Source organism: Legionella cherrii (assembly GCF_900635815.1).
GTDB lineage: Bacteria > Pseudomonadota > Gammaproteobacteria > Legionellales > Legionellaceae > Legionella > Legionella cherrii.
Window position 1 is genome coordinate 2,247,457 of record NZ_LR134173.1, and the last position, 19,109, is coordinate 2,266,565.

Here is a 19,109-nt window from a genome sequence, read left to right on the forward strand (position 1 = left end):
TCCTGGGATGACGAGGATTTACGGCTTTTTTTACAAGGCTACGCCACAAAAAAATTTTCCCCGCAACTTACCTGTTTAAAAAATAATCATTTCAAAATATGAATGGACTATAATTAAAGGATGGATGAATGATTTTTATACTTTATGGTGAGGGAATATCATGAGAGCAAAATTGCAGCAGATTGAAAGGTTCAATTTGGAGTTGCTGGACTTGCAAGAGCGGGTTAGAACCTTAAAGGGTAGCTTTTACGAGACATACACGAGAACAGAATTAGAGCCAGAAACATTTAAATTTAAACAGGAAATTGATCCCAATGCCCCTGATGAATTTAATCTTGAGCCGGATACCTGGAAGGAAGTAGAAAAACAGATATTGGTGCCTCGTAATCCGACTATAGGGGAAAAAAATCAACTTGCAGATCTGGCACAACAAATTAAAGTTAAAGAAAGGCAAATCAGTCAATTAAAAGATTCCATACAAGTAGCCAAGGTTATGGAAACTGTTTCAGATGTTATAAGTTATCTCGATCCAAAAACGCATAAAAATGACATTGCCAATTTGAAATACTTACAAGAGCAGCATTTTTCTGATTTGCACGCACTCAAAAGTCATATTTCTGGATTGTCACGAGGTCAATCTAGTGTAACACGAGAACTATATGACGCAATTCAAAGGACAAAAGGATCTGATGTTGATGACCAACTCAGTAAAGTTTCTGAGAAAATAGAGGAAAGAAACAATGTTCATAAAACTGAAAGGTCATTTAACTTTAAGTCATTTAAAGAGCAAATACCGCGTGTAAATATTGATGAGGATTCGAGTAACGAGAATAATGATAATTTTACTTTATAACAACACTAGTGATTCAATCGTATTTCGTTAACTCCGCGAATATTTTTTGAGCTAGAACCTTGGTTGTCATCCCGAGTGCAACTAGGGATCTCCCATAATAGCAACCTGCTACTGAGCGGAAATCCCTCGCTATGCTCGGGATGACGGGTGCTGCGCGAACTCGGCCTACGAAGGCCCCTGATCATTAGCATTCTATTAATCAAGATAGGTTTCGTTTAAAGAATGCATCTGTAAAAGAAGTTTTATCAATAAAAATCCCCATTATTTTTTATTAGCTATTATTTTATAAAGGGTTTTTCTACACCAAAAAGATACGTTGCGGTGACTAAAACTTCGTTTGCTCGATAAGATCCAGGATTTAAGGATTGTTCAGCCCATGTATTAACCCCATTACCCGAGGAAATAGGGCCTAAATCTTGATAAATATAACCTACTGAAAAAATAAGTTGAGGAAAAAATTGCACATCAATACCAGCACCCACGTTATATGCAAATTCACTGGTATTCGAGTCCCTAAATCCAGGACTGACTCTTGGAGTAACATCAGTAAATGCTTCTTCACGATAGTTAGAGACTCTGTTGAATGAACTTCCTATTCCTCCATTAATATACGGTGAAAATGCCCCATATCGAAACAGATTAATTTTTCCTGATGCTAATAAAAGATTTGAAGTAAAATCCAAGTTGTAGGTGTAGTTAGTAAATTCGGGTAAGGAATATTGTGTAATTTCACCTTGGATTTGAGTTTTAAAAAAATACTGCCAGAAGACACTTAATGAGTAAGAAGGAAACCAGAAATTATTATTTTGCCAACGTCGACCGGCTGATGCAGCAATAACTCCTCCATTATCATTAGTGACTGAAAATTGATCATAATCATAAGGAGAAGGAAACTCTGAACCATTATTTACTTTCATGTGAGAATGTAACTCAGGAAATTGGGCTCCTCCTCCAAGAGCTAAAAACCAATTACCTTGAGCATTGAAAATAGATTGTGGTAGTGGATTTTGTATGCTTTCAATATTCTTAGAAAAAGATTGGCTATGACAGACCAATAATAAAGCGGTGATACCTGGATAAACTAAATTCCATTTCATAATGAGTCTCAAAATTTAAATAATCGTTATAGTAAATGCAGCACAATTATTGATAATGATTAATTGCTGCATGAGAAAGTATCATAATTGAATGAAATAAATCAATAAAATGGTTGGAAGTTGATTCGATCGAAACAGGCTATGGATTGATTCGCAAGAACCATAAACAATAACATAATTATTAAAAATCAGAGTTTAGAACAAGAGAAATTACTATAATAATTAATAAACTTGTAAATCAATTATGTTAAGGTATAGACAAAACATATACTGTATTATAAATTGGCCCTTTTATCAGGAATAATCAATGCGTATTGCCTTGGTGCTTGAGTACGATGGTAGCCAGTATCATGGCTGGCAAGCACAAACAGGCTTGCATACAGTGCAACAAGCCGTAGAACATGCTTTATCTAAAGTAGCAGATAGTCCTATTTCTGTTGTTTGTGCAGGTAGGACAGATACTGGTGTACATGCTACTAATCAAGTAATTCACTTCGACTGCGATAAGGTACGTAGCATCCGAGCATGGATTCATGGTGCAAACTCTTTCCTACCTAAAGATATTTGCGTTAAGTGGGGAAAAGAGTTGTCGGAAGAGTTTCATGCAAGATATTCTGCTACTGCAAGAAGATATCGTTATGTCATTTATAATGATGCTATTCGACCTGCTTTATTCCGAAGTAATGTTACTTGGCAATACAGGCAATTAGATCACCGACAGATGCATCAGGCAGCCCAGGTTTTATTGGGAGAGAATGATTTTACTTCATTTCGTTCCGTTGAGTGTCAGTCGAATACACCTATGCGGAATATCCACAAATTACAGGTTAGCCGCATGGGTGATTTAGTAATAATTGATATTACTGCCAATGCTTTTTTACATCATATGGTTCGAAATATTGCTGGTGTATTAATTGCAGTAGGCTCAGGAAAACATCCTGTATCGTGGGTAGATGAGGTATTAAAAGCAAAAGATAGAAGATTAGGCGCTGAAACTGCCCCAGCCTATGGATTGTATTTAGTGCAAGTGACTTATCCTCAGGAATTTTCTATATTACAGAATAATCCAGGGCCTTCTTTTCTTTTGGAGAAATAATTGAATTTGGCACGTGTACGAGTCAAAATGTGTGGAATGACGCGTAGAGAAGATATCGCACATGCTATTAATCTAGGTGTTGATGCTATAGGGTTGATTTTTTATTCAAAGAGCGCTCGTTGTGTTTCTATAGAACAAGCCAAATTATTATTAAAAGATCTTCCTGCATTTGTAGACTCCGTTGCTGTTTTGGTTAATCCCGAGCAAGATTTTGTTCATCAAATACTAGAGGAATTACCCATCCAATTATTGCAGTTTCATGGTGATGAAACCCAGGAGTTTTGCCAACAATTTAAGAAACCTTTTATTAAAGCGATACATTCCGATTCAGCGGAACACATTCATCAGGCGGCTCGAAATTTTGTGTCAGCACGTGCCTTATTGTTGGATACACCTTCTGAGACAGTGAGGGGGGGGACTGGATGTGTTTTTAATTGGAATATTATTCCCCAAGAGCTTGAAAAGCCTTTTATATTGGCTGGTGGATTGGATGAGTTTAATGTACTTGAGGCAATTAAATCATGTCACCCTTATGCAGTAGATCTTTGCAGTGGTATTGAGAGGTCGCAGGGAATTAAAGATCATGGCAAAATGAGTCGATTTATGCAGAAATTATTACAGTAGCCTGGGGCTGCGAAACCTGGAAAATTAGTCCTCTGAACCCGGGTTATGCTGCACCCAAACAACACTTTTGAGAAGTTAATGAAGGTAGATTCATGAATAAAAAAGAGCTTCCTGATGAGCGCGGGCATTTTGGTCCCTATGGTGGTATTTTTGTAGCAGATACTTTGATGTATGCATTAAAGCAATTGGAAGAGGCTTATGAAAAATATCGAAAAGATCCTGATTTTTTAGCTGAGCTTGATGCTGAATTAAAAGATTATGTAGGACGGCCTAACCCCCTTTATCATGCACAACGTTTAAGCAAGGAAATAGGTGGTGCCCAAATTTACTTAAAACGAGAAGATTTGAACCATACTGGGGCACATAAAATTAATAATACGGTAGGGCAAGCGCTACTTGCCAAACGTATGGGAAAAACTCGTGTCATTGCCGAAACAGGTGCAGGTCAACATGGTGTTGCCTCAGCAACAGTAGCTGCTAAATTAGGTTTAGAATGTGTCGTATACATGGGTGCTGAAGATATAAAGCGTCAATCATCTAATGTGTATCGCATGAAATTGTTAGGTGCAGAAGTTGTTCCGGTCACCGCAGGTTCACAAACTTTAAAAGATGCATTAAATGAAGCCATGCGTGATTGGGTCAGTCATATTGATGATACTTTTTATATTATTGGAACGGTTGCTGGGCCACATCCTTACCCGCAAATGGTCCGGGATTTTCAAGCGGTCATTGGCATTGAGGCACGAGCTCAGTTTTTAGAAAAAACAGGACATTTACCCGATGCTTTGGTGGCCTGTGTCGGTGGTGGCTCCAATGCAATCGGTTTATTTTATCCTTTTCTGAATGATTCAACCGTTGCTATCTATGGTGTCGAAGCTGGAGGTAAGGGGTTAGAAAGCGGCCAACACTCTGCCTCATTAATTGCTGGAACTCCGGGCGTTTTACATGGCAATCGGACTTATTTGCTCTGTGATGAGTTCGGTCAAATTAAGGATACTCATTCTGTTTCGGCTGGCCTTGATTATCCTGGTGTAGGTCCAGAACATGCCTATTTAAAAGATACTGGTCGCGTCATTTATGAAGCAATTAATGATGATGAAGCATTGCATGCATTTCGTACCTTAACGCTGGTAGAAGGAATTATCCCAGCTCTGGAATCCAGTCATGCAATTGCTTATGCAATGAAGCTTGCTAAAACCATGTCAACGAAGCAAAGCATTATCGTGAATTTATCTGGTCGAGGTGATAAAGACATGCATACTGTGGCTCAAATTGATGGAATTACCGTATGAATCGAATTGATAAAACTTTGATGCGCCTTAAATCTCAAGGCAAAAAAATGCTTAGTCCTTATATTACAGCTGGAGATCCTTATCCAGAGGCCACGGTTAAACTGATGCATGAATTGGTAAGAGCCGGAACTGATATTATAGAATTGGGTATTCCATTTTCTGACCCCATGGCAGAAGGCCCTGTTATCCAAAGAGCAATGGAGCGTGCACTTGCTCAAGATGTGCATTGCCATACCGTATTGAACATGGTGAAAGAGTTTCGATTACAAGATCAAGAAACACCCGTTGTTCTAATGGGCTATTTAAATCCGATTGAACATTTTGGTTATGAGCTTTTTGCACAACAGGCAGCAGAAGTGGGTGTGGATGGAACCATTCTGGTAGATTTGCCTCCAGAAGAAAGTGAAGATGTAGCAAAAGTCTGGCAAAAATATGGTTTATACAGTATCTTTCTGTGTTCGCCTACGACTTCAGATGAGCGAATGGCATTAATTAATCAATATGCCAAAGGATATTTGTACTATGTTTCTTTAAAGGGTGTTACTGGATCGGATCTGGATGTTTCATCTTTAAAATCGCAATACCAACACCGAAAAACACAAACCACACTTCCTTTAATGGTGGGGTTTGGTATAAAAACACCTGAAATGGCTGCAGAGGTTGCCAGTTTTGCAGATGGTGTTATTGTGGGGGCAGCCCTCATTACGCGAATTCTGGATGCTTACAATACGAATAATGATATATTGCAAGCGGGAGCAGATTTAATTTATTCCATGCGACATGCTATGGATGATTTAAAATGATGGCTTTATGAGAAGGGCTATCATCAATTCGCCATTTTGACCAGGATAGTAGAATGGTCAACAGACCCTAATAACTGTGGTGGAAAATCTAATGACAGAAATAACTGAAAAACGAGCTCATTTTATAAGACAACTGATTACTGATGAACTGGCGAGTGGCAAACATAAGTCTGTAGTGACTCGTTTCCCTCCTGAGCCAAATGGGTATTTGCATGTAGGTCATGCTAAGTCCTATATGCTTGAATTTTGGTTTGGCGCAGGAGTTTAACGGTATTTGTTATTTACGTTTCGATGACACCAACCCCACTAAAGAGGAAGAAGAGTATGTCAATGCGATTATTGAAGACGTGCGCTGGCTAGGTTTTGAATGGTATGCAATGACGCATTCTTCAGACTATTACCATGAACTCTATGATTTTGCAGTATTATTAATTAAAAAAGACTTGGCTTATGTTGATAGCTTAAACATGGATGAAATTCGAGCTTATCGAGGAACTTTGCAAGAGCCCGGACGCGAAAGTCCTTACAGAAATAGACCAATCGAAGAAAGTTTGGATTTATTTACTCGTATGAAAGCAGGGGAGTTTCCTGATGGTACGCATGTATTAAGAGCAAAAATTGATATGCAATCAGGTAACTTAAATATGCGTGATCCTGTAATTTATCGTATTCGACATGCACATCATCAACGTACTGGTGATGAATGGTGTATTTATCCTATGTATGATTATGCTCATCCTATTTCTGATGCGCTAGAAAAAATCACTCACTCTCTATGTACATTGGAGTTTCAAGACCACCGCCCACTTTATGATTGGTGTGTTGATAATTTACCTTTACCTGCAAAGCCGATACAAACTGAGTTTGCTCGCTTAAATTTATCGCACACAGTCACTTCAAAGCGCAAATTACGTACCTTGGTTGAAAAAAAGGCTGTTTCCGGATGGGATGACCCACGTATGCCTACCATAAGAGGGATGCGTAAACGTGGTTATCCAGCTGCCGCAATTCGTCAATTTTGTGAAGTAATAGGGATATCACGTAGCGACTCCGTAATTGATATGTCCATACTGGAGGAATGTGTTCGTGCTGAATTAAACAGAACAGCGAAGCGTGCTTTGTGTGTTATGGATCCTATAAAAGTAGTTATAGAAAATTATCCTGAAGGCAAAGTAGAAATGCTACAGTCTGCATATAATCAGCAGGATCCAGATGCAGGCGTAAGGGAATTACCTTTTTCTCGAGAGGTCTTTATTGAGCGTTCAGACTTTATGGAAGAGCCACCGAAAAAATACTTCCGGCTATCTCCTGGAGCTGAGGTGCGCTTACGTCATGCCTATGTGATTAAATGTCATGAGGTTGTTCATGATGAACAAGGCAATGTCATAGAGTTACGTTGTACCTATGATGAAAAAACCTTAGGAAAAAATCCGGAAGATAGAAAAGTAAAAGGGGTCATTCATTGGGTATCATGTGCACATGCTTATCCTGTAACTGTACTGGAGTATGACCGTCTATTTAACGATCCTAATCCTGGTCGAGAAGAGGATTTCTTCCAATTTTTAAATCATGATTCATTGAACATAAAACAAGCCTATTGCGAGCCTGCTCTAGCTAATCAGCAATTAGGAGAAGTATTTCAGTTTGAGCGTTTGGGATACTATTGTGTTAATGAATCAAAAGAAGGTCGTGTTTGTGCATTTCATCGTGTCGTTGATTTGAAAGATACTTGGGCAAAATAATAGAGTCTGTTGACAAATGAAGAGTGAGTTAAATCACGATTTAGAGCCCTAAAAACCCCGGTCATCCTGAGAAGTAGGAGGGATGTGGTCGCAGCATGTTGCCATGGGATTAGGGCCCAGATCGTAGGATTGCCAACAGATTCTAAATGAAGGGGCTGATATGTTGCATTTATATAATTCTCTAACCAGAACTAAAGAACCATTTGTTTCCATTTCTCCCGGAAAAATTGGCCTCTATGTTTGTGGTATTACCGTATATGATCGTTGTCATATAGGCCATGCCCGCTCAATGGTTTCTTTTGACGTCATTGTTCGATACCTTCGCTCTCAGGGCTATGATGTTAAATACGTACGTAATATTACTGATATTGACGATAAAATAATTGCACGCGCACATGAACGTGCGATTCCAATCGATGAGTTAACCGCTCAGTATATTGCGGCAATGAATGAAGACACACAAGCTCTAAATATTTTGCCTCCGGATGTAGAGCCACGTGCCACAGAACATATCAGTAGCATTATTCAATTAATCGAACGGTTGCTTGAGAAGGGCAGTGCATACCTCAGTGATAATGGCGATGTATGTTATCAAGTTGATTCGTTTGCTGACTACGGTAAATTATCGCATAAAGATCTTGAGGGATTAGTTGCGGGAGCACGAGTAGAAATTGTTAAGGAAAAACGTTCCCCTTTAGATTTCGTTTTATGGAAAAAGGCAAAACAGGGTGAACCAAGTTGGCCCTCACCATGGGGTGAAGGACGTCCAGGTTGGCATATTGAATGTTCTGCTATGGCTATGAGTGAATTAGGTGAGCAATTTGATATTCATGGGGGAGGGTTGGATTTACAATTTCCACATCATGAAAATGAAATCGCACAAAGTGAAGCGGCTACTGAAAAACCGTTTGCAAACTATTGGCTGCATGTAGGGATGCTACAGGTTAATAATGAAAAGATGTCCAAATCATTAGGTAATTTTTTTACGATAGCTGACGTTTTAGCCAAACATCATCCAGAGGTTGTTCGCTATTTCCTTTTAAGTAGCCATTATCGCAGTTCATTAAATTATTCCGAAGAAAATTTAGTCAATGCTAAGAAAGCATTAACGCGCTTATACCAGACGATAAAAGACAGTCACAGCATCGCTGATGGTGAATTAGATAATCATTGGGTCAATGAGTTTAATCAAGCGATGAACGATGATTTTAATACGCCTGTCGCCCTTTCTGTTCTGTTTCAACTTAGCCATGAAGTGAACAAGAGTCGTTCACCTAACTTGGCTATTACATTGAAGCATTTAGCAGGGGTCATGGGGTTGTTACAAGAAGACCCTGCATCTTTTTTACAGTCTGGGTTTGCTGAAGAAGACAAGACTGAAATTGAAGAATTAATTGCTGAGCGGCTTCAGGCTCGTGCTGATCGAAATTGGGGGCGTGCTGATCAAATAAGAGCAGATTTGTTAAGTCGAGGAATTGAGTTGGAAGACGGACCGAACGGGACTACTTGGCGTAGGATGGAATAAGTAGCTTTTTTAAATCATACTTATGATATGTAGCTTGTGTTAGCGCAGCTTAACCCAAGCTACAGTGCTTTTATGGAATACCCTCATCCAATATTAATCTCTTGTCTTTGCTTGCTTGAGCCCTGCTTCTTCTAGTACGTAATAAAAAAATAACAATTAAAAGAAATAATAAAAAAAGGACCATCCAACCCATGAGATAAAAACAATCATCCAATGCCAAAGCAGTGGCTTGTCGTGTCAGATAAGCATTTAATTGAGCAGATGCGTGTTTTCCTTGAAGATGGAATAATTTTGCTCGTTCGAGAAACTGTTGTGTTTCATGGGAAAAAGCAGTCAAACGACTTCCCAAGCGAAGATGAAAAAAAACTTCCCGTCTGTGCCATAAAATTGCAAATAAAGCGACTCCTAATCCACTGCCAAGTAATCTTGAGACGTGGAAGAAACTTATAGTTTCAGCACGCTTTGTCTCAGGAAAGGCGTTTACTGTCATCTGAAAAAGTGGTGATAAAAACAATGCAAGTCCTATACCGGCTAATACTCGGGAAAAAGCTATCCGCCTAAAATCAATTTCAACATTGAAGTTGGTGGTATAGAAGCAGGATATGGCAAAAAAAAGTAAGGCGATCATTAATGGAAAAAATGGGTCATATTGTTTCTTATTGATGAGTACAGGGATCCACCCACAAAATGCCATAGTTCCAATAATTAGTGCAATCCAATCAGGAGTATAATTAACATATAGTTTCAACCATAACGACAATAAGATCACCATGCCAAAATAAAGTGCAAAAAATAAAATGATATAGATCATTGCAAGTGAAAAATAAAAATTCTTAAGCAATTTTAAGTCAATGACGGGATGTTGCGCTGAACAACTCCGTAAAATAAAAAATATAAAGCTGATGAAACCAGCAATAAGTAAAAAAGTGATTAAAGGGGAGCGAAACCAATCTAACTCCTGGCCTGTTGTTAACGCGCTTAAAATAAAAACCATGCTGATGCAATAATAAAAATATCCGAGCGTGTCAAAATATGTTTTTTTTACTGGTTCATGATATTTTCTATAGCCATAACCAACATATACAATAAAAAACAAGCAAATAGGTATATTCGAATAAAAAAGAAATCGCCAATCGTAGATGTAGGCAATCCAGGCACCATATGAAGCACCAAGTACAGGAATTATTGACAGACAAATCAACACCAAGGAAACGATAAAGACATTATCTTTATTCGTTGAAAGTAAAGGAATAAGTGTATAGGTAATAAGAAGAAACATTGGTCCTGAAGCAAATCCTTCTAAAAACCTAAATAAGATAAAAGAAAAAAAATTAGTAGCGGTAGCGCATTCCCATGAGAATAAAACAGTAAGACTAAGACATACCACATAAAGTTGAATGGGGCTTAATCGAGTCACAGCGGGTTTGCCTAACGGCACCCCGAGTAAGTTGCCAATACAAAAAAAACTGACAGTATAAGATGTCATATAGGGACTACCGCCCAGATCACTGACAATATAGAGACCTGCCATGATAGGTAAAGTCAGATTTAGAATTACTGCAGCCAATGATAAGAGTAAGATATAGAGAATCATCGCTCCGTTCCATTTAAGACAACTTGATTGATCGTCAGCGGGGCATTGGCGTATTTCTGAAGATTAGGATCTAAATTACTCTGAATAATATGTGCGATAAGATGCTCATTGCCTATTTCTTCTTTTTGGAAAATATCAGTGACGTAATGAGGTGAACCAGTAGTTGACGTGGGTACCAAAGGTCCATTCTGATTCGATAGATTTGCGGTAACTTCCAGGGAAAGACCAATTCTTAATGGATATTTTTTTAATTCGTCTTGATTTAAAGCAACACGAACAGGCAGTCTTTGTACGATTTTAATCCAATTCCCAGAGAGGTTCTCAGGAGGTAATAGTGAAAAAACATTACCTGCGCCTCCTGGTAAACCAACAATTGTACCGTGGTAAACAACATTCGATCCATAAAGATCAGAAGTAAAAGTAACTTTTTGACCGATACGCATTTTTTTGAGTTGTGTCTCCTTAAAGTTGGCATTGACCCATACTTGATCCAAAGGAATAATGGCCATGAGGGGCTCTTTGGGTGAAATCCACATACCCACTTGAATCGTCCTTTGTGCTACAAGTCCATCTACTGGGGCATAGATTTTACATCGATAGAGTTGAACCCAGGCATTACGTACCTCTTGGGCAGCGGCTTGAACCCAAGGATGTTCGGCAATGGAGGTTCCTTGTACAAAAGCGAGCGCTTTTTGGTAATTGTTTTTAGCTCTTTTTAATGCAGCAGCCGCGGCTTTAAGATCATCTTGAGCGTTTTGATAATCTTCCAAGGAAATCGCTTTCGCGCCAATGACATCATAACGATGTTTGAGGTTTTGCTGGCTTTTTAAGAGTACTGCTTTTCTCACTTCAATTTCTGCAGCTAATACAAATACATCATGAAATGCTTGGCATACATCTCGTACTGTTTTGGCAAGCTTCTTTTTTGCTTTTTCTAGAGCAATCAGAGAATCGGTTTCATTTAATGAAACGAGAAGTTGTCCTTTTTTTACCAGAAAACTATCATCGGTATAAATCCCAGTGACAAATCCTGGTTTTAATGATTTGATGTAAACCTGATTTCCTTGTACGTAAGCATCATTGGTATAGACTTCGATTCTCCATACAAAAAGCCAATACAAAAAAAGGAAAATAAATAGAACGATGACCATGATTGTAAAGTAAAAAGAAGGGGTCTTTTTTTTCATGAGTTTTTCACCAAAGGTATGGTATTTTGATAGTAACCTCCTCCCAAAGCTTTGGTTAATTTGATCGAGGCTAGGTATTGGTTATAAAGTAAAGCCACATCAACAAGTCTTTTTTGAATCACATCTTCTTGTAACAAATAAACATCAAGTACACTATCTAAACCTTTTTTCTGACGCAAATAACTTAACTCATAACGTTGTTTTGCATAGTCAACCACTTGATTTTGTTCCTTTTTTTGTTGATAAATGTCTTCAGCAAATGCGAGTACATCAAGAACTTCTTGAGTACTGTACAGAAGTAAATTATTGTATGCAGCAATTGCTGCATCAAATTGCGCTTTATTTGCTTTGATATTTGCCCGTATGGCGCCTGCAGTGAAAATAGGTAAATCGAGAGCGGGTCTAAGTGCTGCTGTGCCACTTGATATATCCAAAAATTTTCTCCATTTGGTACTTTCAAGGCCAACAAGGCCAATTAGGTTTACATTAGGATAATATTCTGCCATGGCTGCCCCTGTTTTATAGGCTAAGGCTTTGGCTCGCCAAATTTGCGCTATGAGATCCGGTCTGCGGGCTAAGAAATCTAATGGCAATATCGGAGGAATTTTTAGCGTTTTGGGTAATTGGGGAAGCGCTGAGTCAATCAATAGGGGATTATCCGGACTGCGTCCGGCTAAGGTATTAATTAAATGTTTGTTAGCAGCAAGTTCATCATTAATGCTTGATAGTAATTTTCGGGCTTCAAGCAATTGTTCTGAAGTTTCTAATGCAGGTATTTTTGAAGAAAGTCCTTTTTGTACTAGTAATTTTTGTAATGTTGCAATTTTTTGGCGTACATCGATTAACTGCGTGAATAGTTTTTTTCTTATAAGATTGGTTTTATATGCAAAATAAGCTTGAGCGATTGCAGTACTTGTTATTAATTCCACGTCTGCTGCTTCCGCTTCTTGAGCCTTTGCTTCTCCTAGCGCTGCGCGGAAAAGATTTCGGTTTTTTCCCCAAAAATCAAAATCATAATTAAATGAAAGAGAGAGATCTAAAAGTGTCGCATTCAAAGGAAATCTCCGATTGAAAGCGCGATATAATCCGTTTTGACTTATATATTGTCGGTTTTCATCTGCATCAAAAAATATTAAAGGAAATAATAGAGACCGCGTAACCCTTGCTTGCTGCTTAGCTACCGTAACTCGGCTCTTGACCTCTTGAATTGAAGGGTTATTCATTAACGCCTCTGTTATCAAAGCATTTAACTCAGGCGTATTATAAGCCAACCACCATTGCCTATTAGGCCATTTTCCTTTGGAAAAAATCGCTTTTTTTTGCAGGTTATTTTTTATCGAATGTTCCATATTTGGAACGGGTTTTATATTTTTAACTTGGCTTTGTTGTGGTAGCGAGACAGTGCAGGATGCTAATGAGCATAAACTCAAACCAATAAATCCTTTGATCCAAAGCCGCATAAGAAGTCCCTGTTTATTTGGCAGCACATCTTAAATATTTAAAACAGATCCATTAACCTGTTCTTAGTATTGAAGCCATCTATATCTTATATAGTAACCATTAGTTTTTGATTTTCATAGGAGTTTTCTATTGATAAATAGGAAACAAGCTTTTTCAGTTTATGTTATCTATTTTTCCAAAAGTGTATCAACTAACTTTGCGTTGTTACCCGAAGAATTTCGGCAAGGGAAGTGTCTCCGACGAGCACGCGTTTAAATCCATCATCGCGAATACTGGGAGTAGTCGGACGTAGGTAATTTTCCATCGTTTGTAAGTTTTCATTACGATGGATCATTCCCCTTAAGGTCTCATCAACAGGTATCAATTCATAAATCCCAGTTCTGCCTTTATAGCCTAAGTGATTGCAGAAGTCACAGCCCTTAGGTTCAAAAACGTTTGAGGTGTCCGCATCAGGTGCTAGTCCCATAAGTTCTTTTTCATCATCTCTTAATTGATGTGGGGTCTTACATTGGTGACATAATTTTCTGACCAGTCGTTGCGCGATAAGTCCAACAATACTTGAAGAGAGGAGAAAGGACTCAACACCCATATCACGTAAACGAGTTAATGCACCTAGAGCACTGTTTGTATGTAAGGTTGAAAGTACTAAGTGTCCTGTCAGACTTGCCTGAACTGCAATTTCAGCCGTTTCCAAATCACGAATTTCTCCGATCATGACCACATCTGGGTCCTGTCTGAGGATCGCTCTTAAACCTTTAGCAAAGGTCATTTGAACTTTGGTATTAACCTGAGTTTGTCCAATGCCTTCAAGATCATATTCTATGGGATCCTCAATGGTTAGAATATTACGTGAGACTTCATTTAACTCCGTCAACATGGCATATAAGGAAGTAGTCTTTCCTGAACCAGTGGGTCCGGTAACTAAAATAATGCCATGAGGCTCAGCGATCATTCGTCGCATGGCTTTTACGGTTGGTTCAGGCATACCTAACAGAGTCAAATCCAATTGGGCCGCTTGTTTATCCAGAATTCTTAAAACAACACGTTCCCCATGGTTAGAGGGAAGGGTGGAAACCCGAACATCAATATTATGACCACCAATACGTAGTGAAATACGACCATCTTGTGGAATACGTTTTTCCGCGATATCCAGTTTGGCCATAACTTTAACTCTCGAAATCACCAAAGGGGCTATGGCACGTTGAATTTCTAAAACCTCATGTAATACACCGTCAATTCGATTACGTACTAATACGCGATCTTCATAAGTTTCGATATGAATATCAGAGGCCTTTTGTTTTATTGCTTGAGTAAATAATGCATTTAATAAGCGAATTATTGGTGCATCATCTTGATTTTCCAATAAATCTTCACTCACTGGAAGTTGGCTTGCCAGTAACGAAAGATCCATATCATCCTCCATACCTCCGGCAGCCTCTAATATGGATGATTTTGATTGATAGACATGGGCTAAATGTTGCTGAAATGCAGATTCATCGACTTGTTTTAAAGTAAATTCACATTGTAATAATCGTTTTATTTCGGCAAGTGCTTGCAACGGGGTATTTGGTAAATAATAAACAAGGACATGGTTATCACTCATTTCACTGGCAACAACAATCCCATGGTTTTTTGCAAAACTGTATGGGATTTTCAGTGATTTATCTTCATGTTCCATAGTTTATTTCGTTGCTAATAAAGGTGGACGATTAAACGGTTTAGGTAATTCTGCCTTTTTCAAAGCAGGCATTACCGTCGAGTTATTACTTTGTACAAATGCATCTTGTGATCTGAGCCAATCGAGTTCGTATTGACGAACATTATTATATTTTTCACCCGTCATATGCATCGTATCGCGTTCATTACGTAAAATAATGGGTTTTATAAAGACCATAAGTACACGTTTTTCACGAGAATTAACATTACGCCTAAAAATGCGACCCACACCAGGTATATCGCCCAACACAGGTATACGATTATTGTCATTACCAAGACTGTCTTGGGTTAAACCTCCTAGAACAACGATGTCTCCACTATCCACATGAACCGAAGTAACTATGCTACTAATTCTAAATGTTGGAGTAGTTGTATTCGGAGCAACAACAGGCGGATCCAGAGTGTCATTTCCTTGATCGATTTGCATTTGAATGCCTTCGCCACGCGTAATTTGGGGCCTGACATAAAGATGTAATGCAACGTTAACCCGATCAAAGGTGGTAAATGGTACGCCATTATTTGTTGTACCTCCAGCATTGGCAGGCTGAGTGGTGGATGCAATCGAAACCTGTTTACCTACCAAAATTTTAGCTTGTCGATTATCAAGAACAACTACCGAAGGTGTTGATAAAATGTTTGCTTTATTTTCTCTTGCCAAGGCATATATTTGCGCTTGAAAATCATCAAGCCTGGTTTTACTGTTAATTATAGCAAATCCTGGCCTAAAGCTGCCTGGTTTTCCTGTTTGTTGCTGACTACCCCATTCTATTCCTAAGTCATTGACGTCTTCCTGATTTATTTCCGCTACCAACGCCTCGATAAGAATTTGTGCGGGTTTAATATCCAGTTGGTTAATTACTCTTTTCAGAATCCGTATCACAGATGCCGGCGCATTAAGAATAATGGAATTTGTATTGGGCTCAGCAATAATTTGTACCGATGGTTTTGTAGTGCCTTCATTCTGTGATGTTGCTGATGTAGTATTTCCAGTAGCCCCAGGCGATGTTAATGGGGAGGCACCTGGTGGATAAGTAGAACTAGGGCTTTGCGTATTAGAACCACTATTACTTACAAGATTGGAGGCAGGGTTAGTACTGTCTAAAGCAGGTCGAGTGACTGTGCCAATGGTTGTCCCAACATTACCGCTGAAATTTGCCTGAGCAATACCTGCAAGAATTGGCACCAGGTCTTCTGCTCTGAGATAGTTCAGGTAAACGACTTGAGTATTGCTGTTAAGGCCTGCAGAGCTTTCTTTATCTAACTTTAAGATTAACATTCTCAGGCGTATTCTATCCGTTTTGGAGCCACTGATTAATAGTGAATTAGAGCGATCATCAGCAGCTATGGTTAACTGAGTTCGAGCTCCTCCCATGCTGGGTTGGGTTTTTACTAAATCTTTTAAAGTGGCTGCAATGTCCATTGCTAAAGAGTGTTGTAAATGAACCATATCAATACCATTTGCAGACGAGTTATCTACTTGTTTGATGATGTCTGCAAGACTATGAATGTTGTTCGCTCTTCCTGACAGGATGAGCATGTTTGAGGGGGCATATGCAGAGATACTACTCCATTGAGGCATTAACGGACGCAAAACAGGTACTAACTGTTCTGCGGGAACATAATGAACAGGTACAACAGCTACCATCATGTCATCGCCTTGTGGTGGATGTTTCAGTTCGTTCAGAAGATCAGGTGATTGGGTTTTCGCATCAATATTAGGAATAATTTTAATGACTGCACCACTAGGTATGGCGGCATAGCCTGACACTTGTAAAACTGAAAGGAAAACCTGATAAAGTTCATTATTATTCATCGGTGTTGATGACACAATCGATATTTTTCCTTGAACTCGAGGATCTATCACAAAATTTTTCCCAGTAACTCGTGATACCTCAGCGATAACCGCTCGAATATCCGCATTTCTTAAATTCCATATTTGGCCATTCGGAGGTAGTGTTTCTGTTTGCTCATCAGAGCTCTGAGAGGGATTTGTTTGTATCGAAGGAGTTTGATTGTTATTTTGTTGATTTTTTTTGGCACTGAGCTGTTGGGATATTTTATTCTGCAATTCCCTCGCTGTAAGGTAATCGCTAATAGGGCCTATTTGCACAAGATAAAGCTTTTTATCGGATAGGTTCTTAATTTCTACATGTTCACTAACAAGGGCAGACAATTCCTTTTCACGTTGTTTTGCATCTTTTTCTAAATTAAACGCACCTGCTTGCAGGTAAAAAGTAGTATTCCCGTTCTTCGTTGTAGTGGAAATATTAATTTCGTTTGCGTGAGTTAACGCAGAGCAAATAAATATTAAAATTATAATTACTATCGAGCGCATTGAAAAACCGCAAAATCATAAGTGAATAACATAATAACTAAATTTATAAACTTACCATAGCTTTTTTGGCGAGTAACGGAAGGTATTTTGAAGCATTTTTCTATTTTGCTTTAAGATTATCTTAATTGTTAAGAAATTAATGAAATACGGTAAGTTACTCTTTTATTTTCCTCTGGAATAAATAAAGTTGGATTAAATATCTTATTAGTCCCGGATTGTATGACGCTATCCGGGACCTCATTTTTGCTAGGGAGTGTAATGGGTATGAGTGTGCGAATCATGGTGCTGGTGCTGGTGTTGATGATGCTGATGATGATGTTGTTGTGGGTGTTGGTAGGGATGATGTACATGGTGATGAGGGGGGAAGAAACCATTAGGGTGGTTTGCGTGTACGGGATTTGTAACAATTACTGTAGTTTGTGGTGGTTGTGTTGTGGATGGGTGATTGTGTTGGTGTGCGTTTTGCTGATGCCCGTGCGTTCTTGAATTATTCATATTTTTTCATCCTAATTAAATAAAGAATTGAATGACGCCAAAGATGATAATGAACACTTAATTGTACATTTTAAATATCATCATAACGCATTATATGCAGAGAGTTTGGTAAATGTATATGTTTTTAAAACAATTCAAACTATAAATAATATCAAAGCATTAACCTGATTTAAGGGGGCCTTCTACCTCAATTTTGGAGAAGGCTCTATCTTATTCTAGGGAAGGATTAAGGACAATAAATCGTGTCTACCACTTCTACGAGATCAGCATTGCTCTGATCCTTTAAATCAAAATTGCCATGGAGTTCTTCTCCTGATGAACTGATGTAATGTCGTTCAAAAAATCGTGATAAAACTGCGTTTTGTCTCCGAAGTAGGGGAGCTGCAGGTATTTCATCAGAATCTGGTAATTGAACTAACGGATTTTCTGATAAGTCCGCTTCATTTGTTTTTCCTCCGGTAATGAATAGCGTTCTTGTTTTTCTATCGAAAAATTTAGTCATGCGAATCTCCAGGTGAGTGAGTTGGTGATTACATACAACAATTCAGTTGAGCTGATAGGGCAGAGCAAGCTCAGTAGGGTCTGAATACAATTCTACTGTCTCGGACAATCCAGGAATTATAAACAGGCCTTAAACTTTTCTACACGAACGAGACTGTCCCGTCAACAACCTTAAATTGAATAGGTTTTTTTATGTGGCCTGTTGGTGCTAAGAATACAGTATTTCAATTGTACAATACCGCAGCCGATATTTTTTGTCTCCAAAAGTTCCAGTTCGACATCCTCTTTCTGTGGACCAAATAATGATCGACCCGAACCAAGTAAAATAGGAATCAATGTAATAGTTAATTCATCAATAAGATGCTCAGCAATGAATTTTTGAATAGTGACTCCTCCATCAATATAAAGATGTTTCATTCCTTGATTTGCTAAGCGATGAACGAGGGCAGTGGGCGATTCAGACGATGAAGAAACGTAATTTTGTAGATGCTTAGGAATAGTTACTCCCTTACTACTCATGACTACTACAGGGAGTGTTCCATATGGCCATTCATCAAATGATAATACTTGTTCAAAAGAATGCCGGCCCATGATCAATCCATCAACAGTCGCAATAAAGGATTTATAACCACCATCCTCACCTTCGGGTACAAGAGAATTAACTTTCATGAGCCAATCAATAGAGCCATCATGGCGCGAGATAAATCCATCAACACTGGTAGCAATAAATACAGAACATTTCATGGACATAATAAAAATATCCTTGTGATTATTTTTGCAAAATATAC

At 38.6% G+C, this 19,109-nt stretch carries 15 protein-coding genes and 1 pseudogene; 7 read left to right on the forward strand and 9 right to left on the reverse strand.

Features of this window, described 5'->3' with window-relative positions:
* Positions 1 to 160: 160 nt before the first annotated feature.
* The gene (locus tag EL022_RS09475) at positions 161 to 853 is read left to right on the forward strand and encodes a hypothetical protein (RefSeq protein ID WP_028381910.1); all 693 of its coding nucleotides are present in this window, start codon (positions 161 to 163) and stop codon (positions 851 to 853) included.
* A 278-nt stretch (positions 854 to 1,131) separates the two neighbouring features.
* Here the strand turns inward: EL022_RS09475 and EL022_RS09480 are convergent, their stop codons facing one another.
* Positions 1,132 to 1,950, reverse strand: coding sequence for an outer membrane protein (locus EL022_RS09480; protein WP_028381909.1), 819 nt, complete (start codon positions 1,948 to 1,950; stop codon positions 1,132 to 1,134).
* Between the two features lie 307 nt (positions 1,951 to 2,257).
* Between EL022_RS09480 and truA the strand changes: the two genes are divergently transcribed.
* The 6 genes and pseudogenes from truA (at position 2,258) to cysS (ending at position 9,032) form a co-directional block, all read left to right on the forward strand.
* Entirely contained in the window at positions 2,258 to 3,046 is a 789-nt protein-coding gene (truA, locus tag EL022_RS09485; RefSeq protein WP_028381908.1) for a tRNA pseudouridine(38-40) synthase TruA, read from the forward strand.
* Positions 3,047 to 3,670, forward strand: coding sequence for a phosphoribosylanthranilate isomerase (locus EL022_RS09490; RefSeq protein WP_028381907.1), 624 nt, complete (start codon positions 3,047 to 3,049; stop codon positions 3,668 to 3,670).
* Between the two features lie 92 nt (positions 3,671 to 3,762).
* Positions 3,763 to 4,962 carry a tryptophan synthase subunit beta gene (gene trpB / locus EL022_RS09495; protein ID WP_028381906.1) on the forward strand — a complete coding sequence of 400 codons (1,200 nt, stop codon included), beginning with the start codon at positions 3,763 to 3,765 and terminating at the stop codon, positions 4,960 to 4,962.
* Positions 4,959 to 5,765 carry a tryptophan synthase subunit alpha gene (gene trpA / locus EL022_RS09500; RefSeq protein ID WP_028381905.1) on the forward strand — a complete coding sequence of 269 codons (807 nt, stop codon included), beginning with the start codon at positions 4,959 to 4,961 and terminating at the stop codon, positions 5,763 to 5,765. Before trpB ends, trpA begins: the two co-directional genes overlap by 4 nt.
* A 91-nt stretch (positions 5,766 to 5,856) precedes the next feature.
* A pseudogene (locus EL022_RS09505) lies at positions 5,857 to 7,507 on the forward strand (glutamine--tRNA ligase/YqeY domain fusion protein).
* Between the two features lie 160 nt (positions 7,508 to 7,667).
* On the forward strand, positions 7,668 to 9,032 hold the full coding sequence (cysS, locus tag EL022_RS09510; protein ID WP_028381903.1) for a cysteine--tRNA ligase: 1,365 nt from the start codon (positions 7,668 to 7,670) through the stop codon (positions 9,030 to 9,032).
* Positions 9,033 to 9,102: 70 nt separating this feature from the next.
* On the opposite strand, the gene EL022_RS09515 is transcribed toward cysS, so the two are convergent.
* From EL022_RS09515 to EL022_RS09550, 8 genes are all read right to left on the reverse strand, one after another.
* Positions 9,103 to 10,626, reverse strand: coding sequence for an MFS transporter (locus EL022_RS09515; protein WP_028381902.1), 1,524 nt, complete (start codon positions 10,624 to 10,626; stop codon positions 9,103 to 9,105).
* Entirely contained in the window at positions 10,623 to 11,813 is a 1,191-nt protein-coding gene (locus tag EL022_RS09520; RefSeq protein ID WP_028381901.1) for an HlyD/EmrA/EmrK family protein, read from the reverse strand. Before EL022_RS09520 ends, EL022_RS09515 begins: the two co-directional genes overlap by 4 nt.
* Complete coding sequence (locus EL022_RS09525) at positions 11,810 to 13,273, reverse strand: efflux transporter outer membrane subunit (protein WP_028381900.1); 1,464 nt, start codon at positions 13,271 to 13,273, stop codon at positions 11,810 to 11,812. Before EL022_RS09525 ends, EL022_RS09520 begins: the two co-directional genes overlap by 4 nt.
* 191 nt (positions 13,274 to 13,464) lie before the next feature.
* Entirely contained in the window at positions 13,465 to 14,952 is a 1,488-nt protein-coding gene (gene lspE, locus EL022_RS09530) for a GspE family T2SS ATPase variant LspE (RefSeq protein ID WP_028381899.1), read from the reverse strand.
* Positions 14,953 to 14,955: 3 nt separating this feature from the next.
* On the reverse strand, positions 14,956 to 17,325 hold the full coding sequence (lspD, locus tag EL022_RS09535) for a GspD family T2SS secretin variant LspD (protein ID WP_028381898.1): 2,370 nt from the start codon (positions 17,323 to 17,325) through the stop codon (positions 14,956 to 14,958).
* Between the two features lie 246 nt (positions 17,326 to 17,571).
* Positions 17,572 to 17,820, reverse strand: a complete 249-nt coding sequence (locus EL022_RS09540; RefSeq protein WP_081776906.1) for a hypothetical protein — start codon at positions 17,818 to 17,820, stop codon at positions 17,572 to 17,574.
* 226 nt (positions 17,821 to 18,046) lie between these two features.
* On the reverse strand, positions 18,047 to 18,322 hold the full coding sequence (locus EL022_RS09545; RefSeq protein ID WP_028381897.1) for a hypothetical protein: 276 nt from the start codon (positions 18,320 to 18,322) through the stop codon (positions 18,047 to 18,049).
* Between the two features lie 170 nt (positions 18,323 to 18,492).
* Positions 18,493 to 19,071 (reverse strand): dihydrofolate reductase family protein, encoded by a 579-nt coding sequence (locus EL022_RS09550; RefSeq protein WP_028381896.1) that lies wholly within the window; start codon positions 19,069 to 19,071, stop codon positions 18,493 to 18,495.
* Between the last annotated feature and the right edge of the window lie 38 nt (positions 19,072 to 19,109).